Here is a 17962-nt window from a genome sequence, read left to right as displayed (position 1 = left end):
CGGGCGAAGCACGTGGCGGCCCGCGACCCTTTTGCCGGTCGAGGTCCTGGCGTGCCAACATCGGCCGATGCACGCGTCCCGATGTGAGTTGCTGCGCTGGCAGTTCGATCTCACCTGGTCCCTGTTCGACTACCACCTGGAGCGGCTGGAGCCGGAGGACTTCCTGTGGGAGCCCGCCGCGCGCTGCTGGACGGTGCGCCCGGACGCCGCCGGGGACTGGATGCCGGACTGGGCGGACGTCGAGCCCGATCCGGTCCCCGTCCCCACGATCGGCTGGGTGAGCTGGCACATCGGCTGGTGGTGGAGCGTGACCATCGATCACGCGCGGGGGCGGACGCCGCGAGAGCGGTCCGAGATCACCTGGCCGGGCGACGGGAAGAGCGCCCTCGCGTGGTTGCGCGGCCTCCGTGCGGACTGGCTGGCGGTGCTGGACGGTCTCACCGACCCGGACCTGGACGCCCCCGCCCCGTTCCCGTGGCCGGAGGGCTCCGAGCACACCGTCGCCCACATGGTCGCCTGGGTGAACGGGGAGCTGATGAAGAACGTCTCCGAGATCGGCCAGTTGCGCCTGCTGCGCACCGCGTCCTCGCAGTGATGCGCGGGAAGGCGGAGGCGCCCGCGGGATCCGGCCCGCGGGCGCCTTCGAGATCGGCCGCGACCGGTCAGTAGCGCGGGCTGATGTTGAGGTTGATCGAGGTCAGCAGGAGGTGTGCCGTGGTGTAGCGGAGCAGGTTCGCCGGGGTCGTGGGCAGTTGCAGCGTGGCCTGGGCGTGCCTGGCCGCGGCGCCCACTGTCGCGGTCCCCAGCTGGGTGGCGGTCAGCGACTCGATCCGGGTCGATGCGTTGAAGCGCCGGTCACCCAGGTTCAGGTAGACCGCCAGCAGCTCGGCCCGGAGCAGGGAAGGGGGCGTCACCGGCAGCAGGAGCACCTTGCGCACCTCGGCCGCCGACAGCACCCCGTCGGGGGCGGAGCCGTCGGCGCCGTCGAAGCGGGTGTCGGTGGCCTGCACCCGGGCCAGCAGCTCGGCCGACCACTGGCCGCCGTGCAGCAGCCACACGGTGGGTGGCCGGGGGTCGCGGCTGGGCGGCTGCTCCGTGACCGTGGTGGTGGCCGTGGCGGTGGCGGCGGGGTAGGCGCAGCCGCCCGCTCCGCCGTACTCGGCCGCGGCCCGTACGGTGACGGCGGTCCCGCCGACGGTCAGCAGGCTGGTGCGCACGGTGAACCGCGCGGTCCCGGACGCGCCCGGCGCCACCGTACCCACCTCGTGCCGCAGCGTACGCGGCGACACCTCGGCGGGCGCCTCCAGCGTCAGGACCACGCCCGTGGCCGGGGCGGAGCCGGTGTTGCGGTAGGCGACGGTGTACGTGAGCGCCTCGCCCGCGCCGGCGGAGCTGGTCCCCTCGACCTCCACGGCCATGCCGGGCACGTGGGCGGTGGTGGTGGCCGTGGCGGTGTTGTCGCCCAGCATCCACTCCGGCTCGGCCCTGCCCGAGCCGTCGCGGCCGGTGACCGTCACCCGGTTGGTCAGCACCTGCCCGTCGGTGACGGTGCACGGCACCGTGGAGGTGACGCTCTGCTCCGAGCTCTGCCCGGCGGGCAGGTCGGGCAGGGCACGGGTGATGTCCGGGCCCGTGGGCGGGTTGTCGGTGATCGAGACGGCCGTCGCGGTGCCCGGCCCGGCGTTCTTCGCGGTGATCGTGTACGTGAGCTCGTCCCCGGGCACCGCGTCCCGTTTGTCCACGGTCTTCGTCACGCCGAGATCGGCCGCGGCCAGCGCCCTCAGGTCCACGGCGTCGATCTCGTCGAGGGCGGGCCCGTGCACGCCGTCGGAGAAGTAGGGGCTGTTGGTGAAGTTGTAGACCAGGCGGTCCCAGTCGGGGTTGCTGACCAGCATCTGCCCGGGCGAGGGTTGGGCGCACCCGCCGAAGTTGGTCAGGAGGTTGAGGTCGACCGCGACCGACGACTCCAGCTTGGGCTTGCCGTCGGGCAGGGTGTCCACCTTCCAGTTGAGGCGATCGTTGGCAGGGGCGTGGAACCAGCGGCCCGCGCCGTTGCCGCCCCAGATGATGCGCCGCGAGCCCGCGCCGGCCACGCCCGGCAGGCTGGTCTCGTCCAGCGCCGCCTCGTTGAGCGTCTGGACGTTGGTGAGCCGCTGGAAGTCCAGCGGGCGGGCGGGGTCGAGGTGCTGGTCGGCGGGCAGCGTCGCCACCGTGGCGAACTGCAGCGGGTAGTTCATGACGCTCAGGTAGTTGGGCTTGCAGTTGACGTGGTCCGCGGTCCCGTTGTCCCGGCGCCCGCCGTGCCCGAGCCCGAAGGTGTGTCCCAGCTCGTGCAGGAGCGTGGCCTGCTCGGCCTTGTCCCGGCCGCCGTACCTGTTCAGGTCCTCCGCCGCGGCGAGCCGGCCGAGCGAGACCACGAAGTCGTTGCCGCCGCGGTCGTCCATCTCGGCCCGGCCGGAGGTGGTGTTGGGCACCGTGGTGCCGTTCGGTCCCGGCACCGTCGCCGGGCCCAGGCCGTTGATGAAGATGCCGTAGCGGAAGTGGAGGCGCTTGAACAGCAGGATCTGATCGCAGAGCGGGCCGGCGCGGTCGGCTGGGGTGCCGAAGTGCCCGTCCTCGCCCACGTTCGTGCAGGTCCGATCTGATCTGCCCAGTTTGAGATCGTCGAAGTCGTCGTCGGGCCCGGGGAACCGGTCGTCCTCGAACCACAGCGACTCGCCGAACGGCAGTTCCTCGTCGGCGATCAGGTGCAGCGCCAGCCCTTGTGCCCCGGTCGCCGGGTTGGTGACCTGCGCGTTGTTGAAGACGCCCTCGACCGCGGCGAGCACGCCGTCGCGGGGCTTGAGGCCGGCCATCCAGTCGATCTCGACGAACAGGTCGCGCCGCCGCGGATCTGCCCACTGCTCCAGGTGCAGGTCGATGACGCCGTCGTCGTTGAAGTCCAGGCCGCGGTGCTCGGCGTAGTCGGTGAAGCTGTCACCGTCGCTGTCCTGGAAGCTGTACGGCTGGATGTTGTAGCAGACCTGCACGGGATGCCCGTCCCCGCCACCCATCGTGCACCCCGTCGGGTCGGTGAGGTCGCCGGAAAGCGATCCGTCGACCAGGTCGAGCGTGAAGCGGGCCGCCGTGTCGCCGCTCCTGCGCGAGGCGTCGGCCACGTCGTCGCCGTTGGGATCGGTGGGCGGATCGTCCTCCAGGATGCGGACGGCGAGCTCCACCGACGGTAGGGAGGTGGACACCGGAGCCGTCAGCGTCCAGCCGTCCGGGACGAACACCTGGGCCGTGTTCTCCACGATGGGAGTGGTCTTCGACGCCGAGCCGACGAACAGCTCGGCGAAGAAGTCGGGCTTGCCCATGCCCGTGCTCTCGATCCCGGTGCCGTCGCAGGCCGAGGCGCACTCGACCGACATGATGCGCAGGGTCACCTCCTGCGTGGCCGGAGCGCCGGCCCGCGCCTCGGCCGCCGGCGCTCCGCCGTACCCGCTCGGTAAGGCCGCCAGGCCCCCCGCCGCCAGCACGGCGGCGACCAGTGCCCTGCCCCATCGCGCCCAGTTGCCCATCTCCCGCTCCCCTGTGTCGGTGCCGTCCGGGCCTACAGGGTGCGGGGCGAGTGGGCGCGGCACATGAGTAGGGCGTACTCAGTTGCTCCGCGGCCCCGGTTTGTGGTGAGTGTGCAGGGACTCTCTGGCGGCCGATCACATCCTTGATCGCAGAGGGCGCCACCGTGCGCCACCTGAGGAACCAGGGAGATCCCTAGGGTCAAGACCGCCCGTCGCTACGCCAAGTACGCCATCAGTACCCTCTCCACCGCCATCTTCGTGCTGAACGGCTGACGAAACCCCTGAGGCGGATGGTGCCCAGGATCGCGAAGTCCACCGGTCCTTCCTCGTGCCCGATCCGAAAAAGATCAGCTTTCCGGAAGGCGGCACACCGCTCATAACGGCTTTGACAATCTTCAGCAAGCCGGTACGGGAGCGCGCGACATGGGACGGCCCGGCCGCCGGAACCGGGGCCGGGCCGTCGAAGGGGGTGATCAGGCGCTGATGAGCTCGGCGAGGGTCAGGTCACGGAAGACCGTGATCGGCACGTCCTCCGAGCTGCGCTGGAAGAGCGCCCCGGACGACCGGTGGGGCAGGTCCACCGTACGGACGTGGCGGAAGCCGCGGGTCCGGTAGTAGTCCTGCAGCCGGGGATTGTCCTTGGCGCAGTCCAGGCGCAGCCAGGGCAGACCCGCCGCGTAGGCCGACGCGCAGGCCCAGTCCAGGAGGGCGTCCCCGAGACCGCTGCCCGACCAGGGGCGGGCGACGGCCAGCTTGTGGATGTAGAGCGCGGCCCCCGGGTCGTCGGCCGGAGTCCAGAACTCCGGGTCCGCGTGATCGTCGAGGGCTATGGTCGCCACCGGCGGGGCCGATTCATCGGGGTCGAGATATCTGAGCTCGTCGTCCAGCAGGTACAGCACCCGCTCGTCGATGAGCGGCTCGATCCGCTCGGGACCGAAACCTCCGCGCGGCCATTGCCGCACCCCCTGCGCATAGAGCCACTCGGCGGTGTCGGCGAGCAGCGTGAGTACGCCGGGAAGGTCCGCGGGTTCCGCTCTACGGAGTGAGAGCGGATGAAGGAGGGTGTTTGTGTGCATAATACAACCCTTCGTTGCATGGGGTGTCCGCCCCGATGCATAGCGTGATGACGCAATGTCGCATAGGGGCGAATCGGGGCCTCAACCCGATATATATGGATAAATGGCGATTTAGGGGAGTATGCACGACTCCCCCAGGCCAGCGAGGCGGCTATTTCTCGCTGCGCCCGGCCGGCAGGATCACCCCTTCACCCCGAGCTCGTCAGCGGCGATCGAGCTCGTACCTGATCAGATGTTTGTCGGCTGGCAACACCGACACGGCGACACGGACTGGCATGTCGGCCCCGTCGTAACCCACTCGGACATAGACCATTACTGGCGTGCCGAGCTCGAGCTGGAGGCGCTCGGCCTCCTCCTGGTTGGGCATGCGGGCCCAGATGTCGTCCACGACGCGCACCTGGGCATGGCCCAACTCCTCCAGCACCCGGTTCGCCCCTCGCGCGATGTCACCGGGCCTGGCGATCTCGGAGTCCGCGACCATGTCACGGGGAAAGTAGGAATCGTTGGTGTTGTACGGCTGGCCGTCCACGAAACGCAGACGGCGTCTCACCACCGCCAACTCCCCATCCGCCAACTCCAGCCTGCTGGCGATCTCCTCGACGGGAGACACCGTCAGCACCTCGATGTACTGGCTTGGCGCGCGGCCTTCCTGCGCCACGGCAAAGGCGAAGGCTTCCCGCAGTTCCCCTCTGGGTTGCGGCTCGAGTTCCCGCTGCGGATAGATCAGCAGGGGTCTACGGTCTCTGACCACCGTTCCGCGCCGTGGCGTGCGCGTGACGAGTCCCTCGTTGACGAGTTCCCCAAGGGCCAGTCTTACGGTGTTTCTGCTCACCCCATGGTCTTCCATGAGCTGCGCCTCGGTCGGCAGCTGTGCCCCGGGGCCGAGGACACCCGAGTAGATGGCTCGTCGCAACTCCGAAGCCACCTGCTGATACAGCACCGACCTTGCCACTTTCACCCCTTTTGTTCCAACAATTTAGACGATCTGGTTCTAGCAGGCCACAACCCCTTGACCGAACCACCTCGACCGGCCCATCATCCATTCGTTGGTACAAATCCATCTAAAGGCCGGTGAGGGGGTGAAGGCCAGTGTTGCCGGTCCGCACGGGTACGCCATACCTGCCCTGGCATGACCCTTGTGAAGCAACACGTTTACTGCGTTACGCGTTGCACCACCAGGGGTCAACCCACACCTGTCAGAGCGATGGCAACGGCTCGTCCGTGCTATCGGTGTTGACTGAGCTGACCGTGCGGTGCGAAGACGGATCCTTTGTCTGGAACAAGGAGGGTGGCGCCCCCGTCACGCATCGCTTCGATGACCCGGTCGGTGCAGCTCGACGCATCACCACACGTTGCCGGCAGCAGGGACCTTCACGCTCCCCCATCGACTCCGTGTGTGAGCCAACGGTCTAGGACTCCATCCCTCGCCGGAGTCCTGGCGCCGTCACACACGGGGCAGGAAGCGCGTCCTGGCGGGTCCCCCACGCCCGCCAGGGCGCGCTTTCCTCCGAGGGACCGACCACGATCGACGCCTCCATCTCCCGATGGGGGCTTTGTTGTTTCTCCCGGCGGCGCACGGGTCGCCCGCCCCCGGATCCCGGGGCGGCTGACCCGGGTTCCGGAGCGTGACGGCCAGGGGCCGGGGCGGCAGGCAGGCAGGATCGTGTCGCGTGACCGTGTGGTCACCTTCGCCACCGAGTCCGTTTCGATCACGTCTGCCGCCAAGTCCGAGCCGTCCACGCTGACGACGCCTACTGCATCATCATCAACCCTCGGAGCCCAACGTGGGGGCAGCTTTCGGGATGGTGGGACTGGTGGGATTTTCCGGTACCAATCCAATTTCTGGAGCAAGGTCAACTTGCGGGAGGATTTTCGCCGTCCCGGAGGGAGCCGCTGGTTTCGGGCATCCAGTCGACAAGAGTCAACCCGTCTCTGACCTCGGTGTACGAGACGCGCACCCGTTCCCCGTAGACCGGATCCCGCTCCCCGCGCCAGTTGCCGTACACCAGACACCCCGGCACCGCGGCCAAACGGACCATTACCACTAGGTATGGATCGCGTGCCCCCGGCACGAACGGTTGGTGGCTGACGATCCAGCTCTCCACCGTCCCCTCGGGCGCCGCCTCGCGCCAGCGCCACACCTCCGTACGGCACTCCGGGCAGAACGCCCGCGGCGGGAACCGCAGCCTGCCGCAGGTGCCGCACTCCTGCACCGCGAACTCCCGCCGGGCGACCCGCTCCCACCACGGCCGGGAGTCGCGGTCGGGCTCGGGACGGTACGCGGCCATCACGGCCTCCTCAGGATCAGGGCCGAGGTGGCGGGCAGGATGTAGCCGGGCTGGGCGGTCGACAGCGCCACCTCGGCCCCCGGCGCCTGGCGATCCCCCGCGTCGCCCCTGAGCTGGGACACCGCCTCGGCTATGTGGTTGATGCCGTGGACGTAACCCTCGGACAGGAAGCCCCCGTGCGTGTTGACCGGGAGCGCGCCGTCCAGGGAGGTGGCGCCCGAGGCCACGTACGGGCCGCCCTCCCCCTTGGCGCAGAAGCCGTAGTCCTCCAGCTGGACGATCACCGAGTACGTGAAGCAGTCGTAGAGCTCGGCCACGTCGATGTCGCCCGGACCGAGCCCGGCCTGCGCGTAAAGGCGTGGGGCCAGGGTGGCGGCCGCGGTCACCGTGGGGTCGGTGGCCGGCCCCGACAGGTGGGAGCTGCCGCCGCCCCAGGCCGCGGCGGAGATGAGGACGGGCGGGCGGCGCAGCGAGCGGGCGCGCTCGGCCGTGGTGACGACGACGGCGCACGCCCCGTCGGTCTCCAGGCAGCAGTCCAGGAGGCGGAACGGCTCGGCGATCCACCGGCTGGCCAGGTAGTCGTCGAGCGTGATGGGGGCGCGCATGAGGGCGCGCGGGTTCTTGGCCGCGTTGGCGCGCTGGGTGACCGCCAGGTGGCCGAAGTGCTCCGCCTTGGTGCCGTACCGGAGCATGTGGGCGCGGGCGTACATGGCGTACTGCTGGGGCGGCGCCACGTACCCGTACGGGGCCTGGTACTGCACCTCGGGGCTGACCGGCACGCCCCGGCCCGTCCCGCCCATGCGGAACTCCGAGCGGGCGTTGATGGCCCGGTAGCACACGACGGTCTCGGCCATCCCGGCCGCCACCGCCAGCGCGGCCTGGCCGACGACCGCGTGGGAGACGCTGCCGCCGCCGAACTGGTCCAGGTGCCAGGACAGGTCCGTCAGCCCCAGCGCCGGGCCGACCAGGGTGGGCGGGGCAGAGTCGCCCACCCGGTGCGTGGCCAGGCCGTCCACGTCGTCCGCCGTCAGGCCCGCGTCGTCCAGGGCGGCGAGCACGGCGCGGCAGGCCAGCGTCAGGGTGCTGACCCCGGAGTCCTTGGTGAAGGGGGTGTAGCCGACCCCGGCGATGGCGGTGCGGTCACGGAAATCAAGCAAGCGCTTGGGCACACCCGTCACGGTAGGCAGCCTCTTTCGCCCCTGTCAATGCAGGTCCGGAGGCTCGACTTGACAGCTTTTTCCGGTTGCGCCTACCGTCCAAGCAAGCGCTTGGTAAGATAGGCGCAGTCGGTGGACTAGGAGGCGGACCATGAGCACACACGCTGCCCGGCTCATAGCGCCGGACGGCTGTCGCGGCCTTCCGACGCCCCAACAGCGCAGGATTCGCAACGGAGCCGCCATGCCGACGGGCCCATCCCAGCACAGCCCGAACGGCCACCTCGACAGCCGCCGCTTCCGGCAGGTGCTCGGCAGGTTCGCCACCGGGGTGGTGGCGATCACGGCCGTCGACCCGGTGAACGGTCAGCCGTGCGGCCTGGCGGCCAACTCCTTCACCTCCGTCTCGCTCAACCCGCCCCTGGTCGCGTTCTGCGTGGCGCACACGAGCACGAGCTGGCCCCGGGTGCGCGGCGCCAAGGTCATCACCGTGAACGTGCTGGCCGAGAACCAGCAGGCCGTCTGCGCGCAGATGGCCGGCAAGGGCGGCGACAAGTTCGCCGGCCTGGAGTGGACCGGCTCCCCCGGCGGCAACCCGGTGCTCGAAGGCGCGCTGGCCTGGCTCGACTGCGCGGTCGAGGCCGAGCACCTGGCCGGCGACCACATGATCGTGGTGGCCCGGGTGCTGCAGCTGGACACGCACGCGGACGGCGGGCCGCTGGTCTTCTTCCGCGGCGGCTACGGAGGGTTCTTTGAGCCTTCGTGAGGAGGCACGAGCCTGGCTGGAGGCGAACCTCACCGGAGAGTTCGCCCACGCCAGGGGGCTCGGCGGCCCCGGTCGCGAGCACGAGGGCCACGAGCTGCGGCTGGCGTGGGAGCGCCACCTCGGCAAGAGCGGCTGGACGTGCCTGGGCTGGCCCGAGCGGTACGGCGGCCGCGCCGCCTCCCTGGAGGACCAGGTCGCCTTCCACGAGGAGTACGCCAGGGCCGACGCCCCCGCTCGGGTGGGCCACATCGGCGAGGGCCTGATCGGCCCGACCATCCTCGAATTCGGCACCGACGAGCAGAAGGACCGCTTCCTGCCCCCGATCCAGCGCGGGGAGGAGCTGTGGTGCCAGGGCTACTCCGAGCCCGAGGCCGGATCCGACCTGGCGAACGTCCAGACGCGGGCCCGGCTCGAAGGCGGCGAGTGGGTGATCAGCGGCCAGAAGGTGTGGACCTCGCTGGCCCACGTGGCCGACTGGTGCTTCGTCCTGTGCCGTACGGAGGAGGGCTCCGTACGGCATCGCGGGCTGTCGTACCTGCTGGTCCCCATGGGCGGGCCCGGCGTCGAGGTCCGGCCGATCGTGCAGCTCACCGGGACCTCGGAGTTCAACGAGGTGTTCTTCGACGGGGCACGGACGGCGGCGGGCAACATCCTCGGCGCACCGGGCGACGGCTGGCGGGTCGCCATGGCCACGCTGGGCTACGAGCGCGGGGCCTCCACGCTGGGGCAGCAGATCGGGTTCAGACGGGAGCTGGCCGCGATCATCGAGACGGCGAAGCGGACGGGCGCGGCAGGCGACCCCGTGCTGCGCGACCGGATCGTGCGCGCCTGGCTGGAGCTGGAGATCATGCGGCTCAACGCCCTCAGGATGTTGCGCCCCGAGCCGGGTCCCGAGGTGTCGATCGCGAAGCTGTACTGGTCGGAGTGGCACCGCAGGCTGGGCGAGCTGGCGCAGGCCGTGCAGGGCAGGGCCGGGCTGGTGCACGAGCCCGGCGGGCTCAACGACCTGCAGCGGCTCTACCTGTTCAGCCGGGCCGACACGATCTATGCCGGTTCGAGCGAGATCCAGCGCAACATCATCGCGGAGCGCACCCTGGGACTCCCCCGCTGATTGGAGCAGCCCATGTCACCGCCCTACCCGAAGGCGCACGGCCTGCTCGACGGCAAGGTCACCCTGGTCACGGCGGCCGCCGGCGCGGGCATCGGCTACGCCACGGCCAAGCGCTGCGCCGAGGAGGGGGCGACCATCGTCGTCTCGGACCGGCACGAGCGCCGCCTGGCCGCCGCCGCCGACGCGCTGACCGAGCTCACGGGCGTCAAGCCGCTCGCCGTCCCGTGCGACGTGACGTCGGAGCCGCAGGTGCTGGCGCTGTTCGACGCGGTGGTGGAGGCGCACGGCCGGCTGGACGTGGTGGTCAACAACGCCGGCCTCGGCGGTACGGCCCCGCTGGCCGAGATGTCCGACGAGCAGTGGTTCGCGGTCATCGACGTCACCCTCAACGGCACCATGCGCTGCACCAGGGCCGCGCTCCAGCACATGATCGCCCAGGGCTCCGGCGTCATCGTCAACAACGCCTCCGTGATCGGCTGGCGGGCCCAGCGCGGGCAGGCGCACTACGCGGCGGCCAAGGCCGGGGTGATGGCGCTGACCAGGTGCGTCGCGCTGGAGGCGGCCGAGCACGGCGTACGGGTCAACGCGGTGGCGCCCTCGCTGGCCGTGCATCCGTTCCTGGCGAAGGTGACCAGCGAGGAGGTGCTGGCCGAGCTGGCGGCCAAGGAGGCGTTCGGGCGGTCGGCGGAGCCGTGGGAGGTGGCGAACGTGATCGTCTTCCTGGCCAGCGACTACTCCTCCTACATGACCGGCGAAGTGGTGTCGGTTTCCTCGCAGCACCCCTGACGATATCTTGCGAGACAAGATATCGTGGGAGGGTGAATATAACGGAGCCCATGTTCCTGGCGCTGACCGCGCTGGTGGACGAGCCCCGGCACGGCTACGGGATCGTCCAGGAGGTCGATCGGCTGTCCGAGGGGCGCGTGCAGCTCAAGATCGGCACGCTGTACGGCGTGCTCGACCGGCTCTCGGCCGCCGGGCTGGTGGTCCTCGACCGCGAGGAGGCACAGCAGGGGCGGCTGCGGCGCTACTACCGGCTGACCGACGAGGGCGCCCGCGCGCTCCAGGAGGAGGCCACCCGGATGGCCGCCGCCGCCAGTGCCGCCACCGCACGCCTGCGCGCCAGAGCCGCCGGCGGCGCCGCCGCATCCCTCCTCGCGAGCATCGCCGCGTCCCTTCGCGCGGGGGGTGCCGCGTGAGCCTGCTGGAGCTGCGTTACCGGTCCGTGCTGCGGCTGCTGCCCGCCTCCTACCGCGCCGAGCGCGAGGAGGAGATGGTGGACGCGTTCCTGGAGTCGGCAGGCGACGCGCCCGACGAGGCGAACCCGCGGCCCGGCTGGGGCGAGATCGCCAGCGTGCTGGCCCTGTCCGTGCGGGTGCGGCTCGGCGGCGCGGGCGCGCCCGCCCGTTTCGTGGCCTGGGGTGAGACCGTCCGGCTCGTCGCGCTGTTCGGGCTGGCCTACCAGAGCCTGGACTCCGTCTTCGTGGCGGCCGACCTGATCCGCGCGCTCGTGTTCGGCCCCGAGTTCGTCCTGATGGGCGCGCCCGGCTCGGCCGACCGGCTGCTGTCGATCGGCGTCGCCGCGGCGGCCATCTGCTGGGCCGTCGCGTTCGTGGCGATCATGCGGGGACACGTCCTCCTGGCGAAGGTCACGGCCCTGCTCGGCGCCGCCCCGACGCTGGCCTACTTCGTGGTCCCGGCGTTCCTGGCCGGGCCCCGGCCGCTGGTGGAGGCGGCCAACCTGGTGTTCGTGGCGGTGCCGGTGATCGCGTTGCTGCTGGGCTTCCACAGCGACGTCACACCGTGGCGGCGGCCGTGGCCGCTCGCCCTCACACCGACGGCCGCCGGTCTGGCGCTGCTCGGCACCGCGTGGCTGGTGGTCTGGCTGCGGCCGCAGGACGCCGAGTGGCTCTACCTGTGGCTGGACCTGGGTACGACGGTGCCGGTGTGGGGGGTGGCCTCGGTGGTCGTGCTGGCCCGGCGGCGCTCCCCGTCCTGGGCGCTCGCGCTGGCGGTCGCGGGGCTGCTGGTGCTGGCGGCCCGGCTGCCGATGCTCGTCAACCTCCCCGAGGGTCCCCAGTGGACGACGGCCGGCGCGCAGTGCGTGCTGCTCGGCGCCCTGTCCCTGGTGCTCGCCGGCGCGGGGTTGCGCGGCCTGCCGCGGGCTCGCGCGGCCTGACCGGACCCCGTCAGGGAAAGATCGGGGTATGCGGTCGGACGATCCGGATCTAGTGTCCGGAGCATGGGCACACGCTCCTCCTTCCTGCTCGATGTCCTCATGACGGAGTTCGGCGAATCGATCAAGCGAGACCCCGCCGCTTTCAGGCGGAAGTTCCGGAAGATGGCGGCATCGCCGTTCGCCTTCTACCGGGGCAGCGCCTGCCTGTTCTACGCGGACATGACCGCCGGCTTCGCCGACGAGTCCTACCTCGACGGGCCGACCAGCAGGGTGTGGATCCACGGCGACCTGCACGCGGAGAACTTCGGCACGTACATGAACGCCTCCGGTGTCCTGGTCTTCAACGTCAACGACTTCGACGAGGCGTACGTGGGGCCGTACGTCTGGGATCTCAAGCGGTTCGCCGCCAGCGTGGCCCTGCTCGGATACGCCAAGGCCCTGTCCGACGACTCCATCAGCATGCTCGTGACCGACTTCGCCGGCGCGTACCTGGTCGAACTCGCCGCCATCGCGGCCGGCGGGGACGACGCGATCGGCGCGCTCACCCTCGACACCACCGGCGGCGTGCTGCACCGGGTGCTCCAGCGCGCCCGGCTCAGCACCCGTGTGGCGCTGCTGGACGTGGAGACCGTGGTCGACGACTACGACCGGCGCTTCGCGCTCATGGAGGGGCGCGAGCCCGTGGACGCGGCGACCAGGCGGGCCGTGCTGGCGGCGTTCGAGGGTTACCTGGCCACGCTGCCCGTGACGGTCAACCCCGTCGAGCACGTGATCAAGGACGTGGCGCTGCGCAAGGGCGTGGGCATCGGGTCGGCCGGGCTGCCCTCGTACAACCTGCTGCTCGAAGGGCGCTCGCAGGCCCTGGAGAACGACGTCATCCTGTACATGAAGCAGGCCGCGGTGCCGGCGGTGGCCCGGCACATCACCGACGAGAAGGTGGCCTCCTACTTCCTGCACCAAGGACACCGCACGGCCGAGTCGCAGCGGGCGCTGCAGGCCTACGCCGATCCCTGGCTGGGCTACACCGCGCTCGACGGGGTGGGGCAGCTGGTGGCCGAGGTGTCGCCGTACTCGGCCGACCTGGACTGGGACGACGTCAACGAGCCGGACGAGCTGCGCTCGATCGTGCAGGACCTGGGGCGGGCGGTGGCGCGCATGCACTCGGTCGCCGACGACGAGTCCAGCCACGACCTCGTGGACTTCTCGACGGAGGAGGCGATCGTGGCGGTGATCGGCAACGACAGGTCCGGATTTATCGGGATGCTGGTGGATTTTGCCCACCGTTATGGGGCACAGGCCCGGGAAGACCATCGAAGGTTCGTCGATCTGTTCCGCAACGGCCGTCTCCCGGGCGTGTGATCCCCCTGCGACCGCCGCGCGGGCGGTAGGCAGGAGGCACGTTGTGCGACATCTGATCGGGCTGCTGCTGGGAACGGAGGAGGACTGGCCGTCGGCGTACGAGACCCTGCTGCGCCGGCTGGGGCCGATCGAGGGGGTGGGCTCGTTCGACGTCGAGCGGCTCACGATCGAGCCGTTCGACCTGCGGGCCAAGCCGCGTCACGAGCTGGTGATCGACCGGCTGGCGTACTGGTACTACCACCCGCGCGAGTGGCTCAAGAAGATCTCCATGATGGACGACGTCTACCTGCTCAACAGCCCGTTCACGTTCCAGTCGATGGAGAAGCACACCGCGTACTGCGCGATGATGCGGCTCGGGCTCAAGGTGCCGGAGACGGTGCTGGTGCCGTACAAGAACCCGCTCGACAACGCCCGGTACGCCTACACCGCCGCCCGCTACAACGAGCCCTTCGACCTGGACGAGGTCGCCGAGGGCATCGGCTACCCGCTGTTCATGAAGCCGTACGACGGCGGGGCCTGGCGCGGCGTGTCGCTGGTGCGCGACCAGGAGGAGCTGCACCGGGCCTACGACGAGAGCGGCGAGATGCTCATGCACCTCCAGCAGGCCGTCCAGGGCTACGACGCGTTCGCCAGGTCGTTGTCCATCGGGGCGGAGACGATGGTGATGCGGTTCCGGCCCGAGGAGCCGATGCACGCCCGCTACGTCGTGGACCACGAGTTCCTGTCGCCGTCCGTCGGGGACGAGGTCGTCACGATCGGGCGGCTGGTGAACGCGTTCTTCCGGTGGGAGTTCAACTCCTGCGAGACGCTGGTCAAGGGCACGGACGTGCATCCCATCGACTACGCCAACGCCTGCCCGGACGTGGCGCTGACCAGCCTGCACTACTACTTCCCCTGGGCGATCAAGACGCTGGTGAAGTGGAGCGTGTTCTGCGTGGCCACCCGGCGGCGGCCCAGGATCGACCTGGAGACGCACGACTACTTCTCCGTCGAGGGGAGCTACGAGGAGCGGCTGGCGCAATACCGGCGGCTGGCGGACGACTACTTCGAGACCGAGCGCTACCACGACTTCTGCGCGCGGCACCTGGGGCGCCTCGACGAGCTGACGCTGGAGTGGGTGGCCGGGCCGGAGTTCGACCGGCTGCTGGTGGAGACGGTGCTCGCGACGTACCAGCCGCATGAGCGGGAGATGTTCGTCGAGCACTTCAGGGGGCTGCTGCGGCTCTGGGTCAAGGACGAGGGCTTCTAGGCGTTCTGGCAACCGACCGTTCGGTATGGCATGCTCCCAGAACATGACTCTGTTCTCAGTGGAAGGCAAGACCGTCGTCGTGACCGGCGGTTCGCGGGGCATCGGGCGCATGATCGCCGCCGGGTTCATGGAGGCCGGGGCGACCGTCTACATCTCCGCCCGCAAGGCGGCCGAGGTCGAGAAGACCGCCGCCGAGCTGGGCTGCTTCGCCGTGCCGGCCGACCTGTCCACGCCCGAGGGGCTGGAGCGGCTGGTGTCGGCGGTGGACGGGCCGCTGCACGTACTGGTGAACAACGCGGGGGCGACGTGGGGCGCGCCCCTGGAGGAGTATCCGGAGTCGGCCTTCGACAAGCTCTGGAACATCAACGTCAAAGGTGTCTTCTACCTGACCCAGAGGTTCCTGCCCCGGCTGAGGGAGGCGGCGAGCGCGGACGACCCGGCCCGGGTGATCAACGTGGGCTCGATCGACGGCCTAAAGGTGCCCGCGCTGGAGAGCTACGCCTACTCCTCGACGAAGTCCGCCGTGCACATGCTGACCCGGCACCTGGCCAAGCAGCTGGCGAAGGAGCACATCACGGTCAACGCCATCGCCCCCGGGCCCTTCGACTCGAAGATGATGGCGTTCGCGCTCGACGACCCCGCCACCCGCGAGGCCATCGCCTCGAACGTCCCGCTGGGCCGCATCGGACGGCCCGAGGACATGGCGGGCGCGGCGATCTTCCTGTCGTCGCGGGCGGGGGCGTACCTCACCGGCACGGTCATCCCGGTGGACGGCGGGATCTCCTGCTGATCAGAGCAGCTCGGCCAGCGCCTTGGCGAAACTCGCCGCCGCGGACGGCTCGTAGCCCAGGAAGAGGCAGGGCTCGGTCAGCTCCAGCTCGATGACGGCGGGCGTGCCGTCGGAAAGCCGGACCAGGTCGACCCTGGCATAGAGAAGGACATGGGGTACGGCGGCGAGCACCTTCTCGGCGAGTTCGACCTGGTCCGGGGCTGGTGTGCGGAGCTGGGCCCGCGCGTTGTCGTCGATCGTCATCCCGGGGACGAGCATGGGGTTGCGGCGGACGGCGTGGCTGAGACGGCCGTTGAAGTACAGCAGCGAGGTCTCACCCTCCGACTCGACCATGTCGAGGTACGGCTGCACCATCGGCGTGTGCCCCTTGGCCTCCAGCGCCGCGGCCAGCCTCGCCGCCTCGGCGCGGTCGGCGGTCCTGGTGGTGTCGCGGGCACCGCCGGAGACGGTGGGCTTGACGACGTATTCGGGCCAGTCCGGCAGGTCCTGCGACGACCAGTGCGTGGGGACGGTCGGCACGCCGAGGCCCCGCAGGTAGGTCTTGTCGGTGTTGGACTCCAGCACGGCGTAGGGGTTCAGCAGCCTCGTGACCGACTCCACGCCCCGTGCCCACGCGAGGAACTCCTCCCGCCTGAGGATGTAGTCCCAGACGGAGCGGACCACCACGGCGTCGTACGAGCTCCAGTCGACGGCCGGGTCGTCCCAGCGCTCGACGCGCCCCTCGATGCCGGCCTCCCACCAGGCGGCCAGCACCAGGTCACGCTCGTCATCGCCATCAGGCTCCGCAAAAGTGGCATAAGCACAGATAGTCACGCACGGATGCTATTACGCCGCGAGCCGGGTCATATCGGACCCGGCTCGCGCACGATCCGGGGCGCGCCGCGTTTTGGCGCCGCGCGGCGCGGCCCGCCCGATCAGTCGTGCACGTCGTCGACGACCACGTCACTGCCGTTGCTGGCGGTCACCGTGTTGCCGTTGACGTTGTTGACCCCGGTCGCGCCATGGCCGCTCACATTGGCGTTGACGACGTTGCCGAAGTTGTTGCCCGACTGCGAGGAGTCGTTGTTCGAGCTGGAGTTGCCCGCATTGGTGTCGGCGTACGCGGGGGCCGACATCAGGGTCACACCGGCCGCGGCGGCGACGATGGCACCGGCCACACAGAGCTTCTTGATCATGTCGAGGTCCTTTCGGAGTGCTGTTCTTCCGGACGTCAGCCGGTCAGTGGAAGATGTACGTCACCGCGATCCCGCCGTTGGTGGCGGTCGACGCGATGCCGTTGACGTTGTTGACGTTGGTGGAGTGTCCGTCGCCGTGGTTGCCGGCGAGGACGTCACCGAAGTTGTTTCCTGACTGGGACGAATCGCTGTTGCTGCTCCGGTTGGCGGACCAGTCGTCACCAGTCCACGGGCCGGCCCAGTCGTCGTCAGCGTGAGCGGGGACTGCAAGTAGTGCGCCGCCGGCGACCGCTGCCAGTACGGCCGCGGCTGCGCACACCCTTCTGATCACTTCTGCTCCTTCGCCAGTGGGAAGCCCTTCAGGACGGCGGCTCGCCAGGGCCCTTGAGCGCACCACCACCCCTTTTTGACCTTCGCTGACCTCAGGGGATCAAGGTCAGCCCCACCATATAACTCTCCGTTGCTTTACGGTAGCTCTCAGTGATCAGAATATTGTTCGGAGCGGACGCTGACATGAGGTGTCAGTGACCTGGGCCTAACGTCCTCGCATGATCTACGAGTTGCGGCGCTACACGATGCGCCCGGGACGGCGGGACACCCTGATCTCGCTGTTCGAGCGGGAGTTCATCGAGGCGCAGGAGGCCACGGGCATGCGCGTCACCGGCTCCTTCCGGGAGGCCGGCGAGCCCGACACGTTCCCCTGGCTGCGGGCCTTTCCCGACATGCCCTCCCGGCGGGCGTCACTGGAGGCCTTCTACGGCGGGCCGGTGTGGCTCACTCACCGTGACGAGGCCAACGCCACGATGATCGACTCCGACGACGTGCTGCTGCTGCACCCCGTGGGGCCGGAGCCGCCCTCCTGGGAGCGGCCGCCGGTGGGCGCCGGGGAGCCACCGCCGTCCCTGTACGTCGCCACGATCTACCACGTCGAGGACGGCTTCGCCGGCTTCTTCTCGCGGGAGGTCGCCCCGGTGCTGGCCGAGGCGGGGGTGCCGCCGGTCGCCTGCCTGGAGACCGAGCACTCGGAGAACACCTATCCGCGGTTGCCCGTACGGACCGGGGAGAACGTGTTCGTGTGGTTCGCCCGGTTCGACACGCCGGAGGAGGAGCGGGAGGTGGAGCTGCCGACGCTGAAGTCCCGCCTCACCGCCGCCCCGGTCCGGCTGCGCCTGCGCCCCACTGCCCGCTCCGCCATGCGCTGAGGGACCCGGTCCCCGCTGCCCTCCGGCCGCTGCCCTCCGGCCGCTGCCCTCCG

General features: G+C 70.1%; 18 protein-coding genes. 10 read left to right on the top strand and 8 right to left on the bottom strand.

What is annotated here, in order from left to right; genetic code table 11:
* The first annotated feature begins 67 nt into the window (after positions 1-67).
* Positions 68-595, top strand: a complete 528-nt coding sequence (locus AB0J69_RS42910; protein WP_364130362.1) for a DinB family protein — start codon at positions 68-70, stop codon at positions 593-595.
* A gap of 67 nt (positions 596-662) precedes the next feature.
* Here the strand turns inward: AB0J69_RS42910 and AB0J69_RS42905 are convergent, their stop codons facing one another.
* The 5 genes from AB0J69_RS42905 to AB0J69_RS42885 all read right to left on the bottom strand — a co-directional run bounded on the left by AB0J69_RS42905 (position 663) and on the right by AB0J69_RS42885 (position 8093).
* On the bottom strand, positions 663-3560 hold the full coding sequence (locus AB0J69_RS42905; protein WP_364130359.1) for a hypothetical protein: 2898 nt from the start codon (positions 3558-3560) through the stop codon (positions 663-665).
* A gap of 473 nt (positions 3561-4033) precedes the next feature.
* Positions 4034-4636 (bottom strand): GNAT family N-acetyltransferase, encoded by a 603-nt coding sequence (locus AB0J69_RS42900; RefSeq protein WP_364130356.1) that lies wholly within the window; start codon positions 4634-4636, stop codon positions 4034-4036.
* Positions 4637-4838: 202 nt separating this feature from the next.
* On the bottom strand, positions 4839-5576 hold the full coding sequence (locus AB0J69_RS42895) for a GntR family transcriptional regulator (RefSeq protein ID WP_364130353.1): 738 nt from the start codon (positions 5574-5576) through the stop codon (positions 4839-4841).
* A 913-nt stretch (positions 5577-6489) separates the two neighbouring features.
* Complete coding sequence (locus AB0J69_RS42890; RefSeq protein ID WP_364130350.1) at positions 6490-6924, bottom strand: OB-fold domain-containing protein; 435 nt, start codon at positions 6922-6924, stop codon at positions 6490-6492.
* On the bottom strand, positions 6924-8093 hold the full coding sequence (locus tag AB0J69_RS42885; protein WP_364130347.1) for an acetyl-CoA acetyltransferase: 1170 nt from the start codon (positions 8091-8093) through the stop codon (positions 6924-6926). Before AB0J69_RS42885 ends, AB0J69_RS42890 begins: the two co-directional genes overlap by 1 nt.
* 229 nt (positions 8094-8322) lie before the next feature.
* Between AB0J69_RS42885 and AB0J69_RS42880 the strand changes: the two genes are divergently transcribed.
* From AB0J69_RS42880 to AB0J69_RS42845, 8 genes are all read left to right on the top strand, one after another.
* The gene (locus AB0J69_RS42880; protein WP_364130346.1) at positions 8323-8844 is read left to right on the top strand and encodes a flavin reductase family protein; all 522 of its coding nucleotides are present in this window, start codon (positions 8323-8325) and stop codon (positions 8842-8844) included.
* Entirely contained in the window at positions 8831-9955 is a 1125-nt protein-coding gene (locus AB0J69_RS42875) for an acyl-CoA dehydrogenase family protein (RefSeq protein WP_364130343.1), read from the top strand. Before AB0J69_RS42880 ends, AB0J69_RS42875 begins: the two co-directional genes overlap by 14 nt.
* A gap of 12 nt (positions 9956-9967) precedes the next feature.
* Positions 9968-10741 carry an SDR family oxidoreductase gene (locus AB0J69_RS42870; protein ID WP_364130341.1) on the top strand — a complete coding sequence of 258 codons (774 nt, stop codon included), beginning with the start codon at positions 9968-9970 and terminating at the stop codon, positions 10739-10741.
* 32 nt (positions 10742-10773) lie between these two features.
* Positions 10774-11154 carry a PadR family transcriptional regulator gene (locus AB0J69_RS42865; RefSeq protein WP_364130338.1) on the top strand — a complete coding sequence of 127 codons (381 nt, stop codon included), beginning with the start codon at positions 10774-10776 and terminating at the stop codon, positions 11152-11154.
* On the top strand, positions 11151-12134 hold the full coding sequence (locus AB0J69_RS42860; RefSeq protein WP_364130335.1) for a L,D-transpeptidase: 984 nt from the start codon (positions 11151-11153) through the stop codon (positions 12132-12134). Before AB0J69_RS42865 ends, AB0J69_RS42860 begins: the two co-directional genes overlap by 4 nt.
* Before the next feature lie 63 nt (positions 12135-12197).
* On the top strand, positions 12198-13493 hold the full coding sequence (locus AB0J69_RS42855) for a DUF2252 domain-containing protein (RefSeq protein WP_364130332.1): 1296 nt from the start codon (positions 12198-12200) through the stop codon (positions 13491-13493).
* 43 nt (positions 13494-13536) lie between these two features.
* Positions 13537-14742, top strand: a complete 1206-nt coding sequence (locus AB0J69_RS42850; protein ID WP_364130330.1) for a hypothetical protein — start codon at positions 13537-13539, stop codon at positions 14740-14742.
* A 43-nt stretch (positions 14743-14785) separates the two neighbouring features.
* Positions 14786-15532, top strand: a complete 747-nt coding sequence (locus AB0J69_RS42845; protein ID WP_364130327.1) for an SDR family oxidoreductase — start codon at positions 14786-14788, stop codon at positions 15530-15532.
* Here the strand turns inward: AB0J69_RS42845 and AB0J69_RS42840 are convergent, their stop codons facing one another.
* The 3 genes from AB0J69_RS42840 to AB0J69_RS42830 all read right to left on the bottom strand — a co-directional run bounded on the left by AB0J69_RS42840 (position 15533) and on the right by AB0J69_RS42830 (position 17038).
* Positions 15533-16345, bottom strand: coding sequence for a hypothetical protein (locus AB0J69_RS42840; protein WP_364130324.1), 813 nt, complete (start codon positions 16343-16345; stop codon positions 15533-15535).
* Positions 16346-16446: 101 nt separating this feature from the next.
* The gene (locus AB0J69_RS42835; RefSeq protein WP_364130322.1) at positions 16447-16707 is read right to left on the bottom strand and encodes a hypothetical protein; all 261 of its coding nucleotides are present in this window, start codon (positions 16705-16707) and stop codon (positions 16447-16449) included.
* 43 nt (positions 16708-16750) lie between these two features.
* A complete protein-coding gene (locus AB0J69_RS42830; RefSeq protein WP_364130319.1) occupies positions 16751-17038 on the bottom strand; it encodes a hypothetical protein in 288 nt (95 codons plus the stop codon).
* 217 nt (positions 17039-17255) lie between these two features.
* Here AB0J69_RS42830 and AB0J69_RS42825 point away from each other — a divergent pair, with 217 nt between their 5' ends.
* Positions 17256-17909 (top strand): NIPSNAP family protein, encoded by a 654-nt coding sequence (locus AB0J69_RS42825; RefSeq protein ID WP_364130316.1) that lies wholly within the window; start codon positions 17256-17258, stop codon positions 17907-17909.
* Positions 17910-17962: the final 53 nt, after the last annotated feature.

Source organism: Nonomuraea sp. NPDC049709, assembly GCF_040674815.1.
GTDB lineage: Bacteria > Actinomycetota > Actinomycetes > Streptosporangiales > Streptosporangiaceae > Nonomuraea.
The sequence above is the reverse complement of the archived record's forward strand: the minus strand, read 5'-3'. Positions and strand labels throughout refer to the sequence as shown.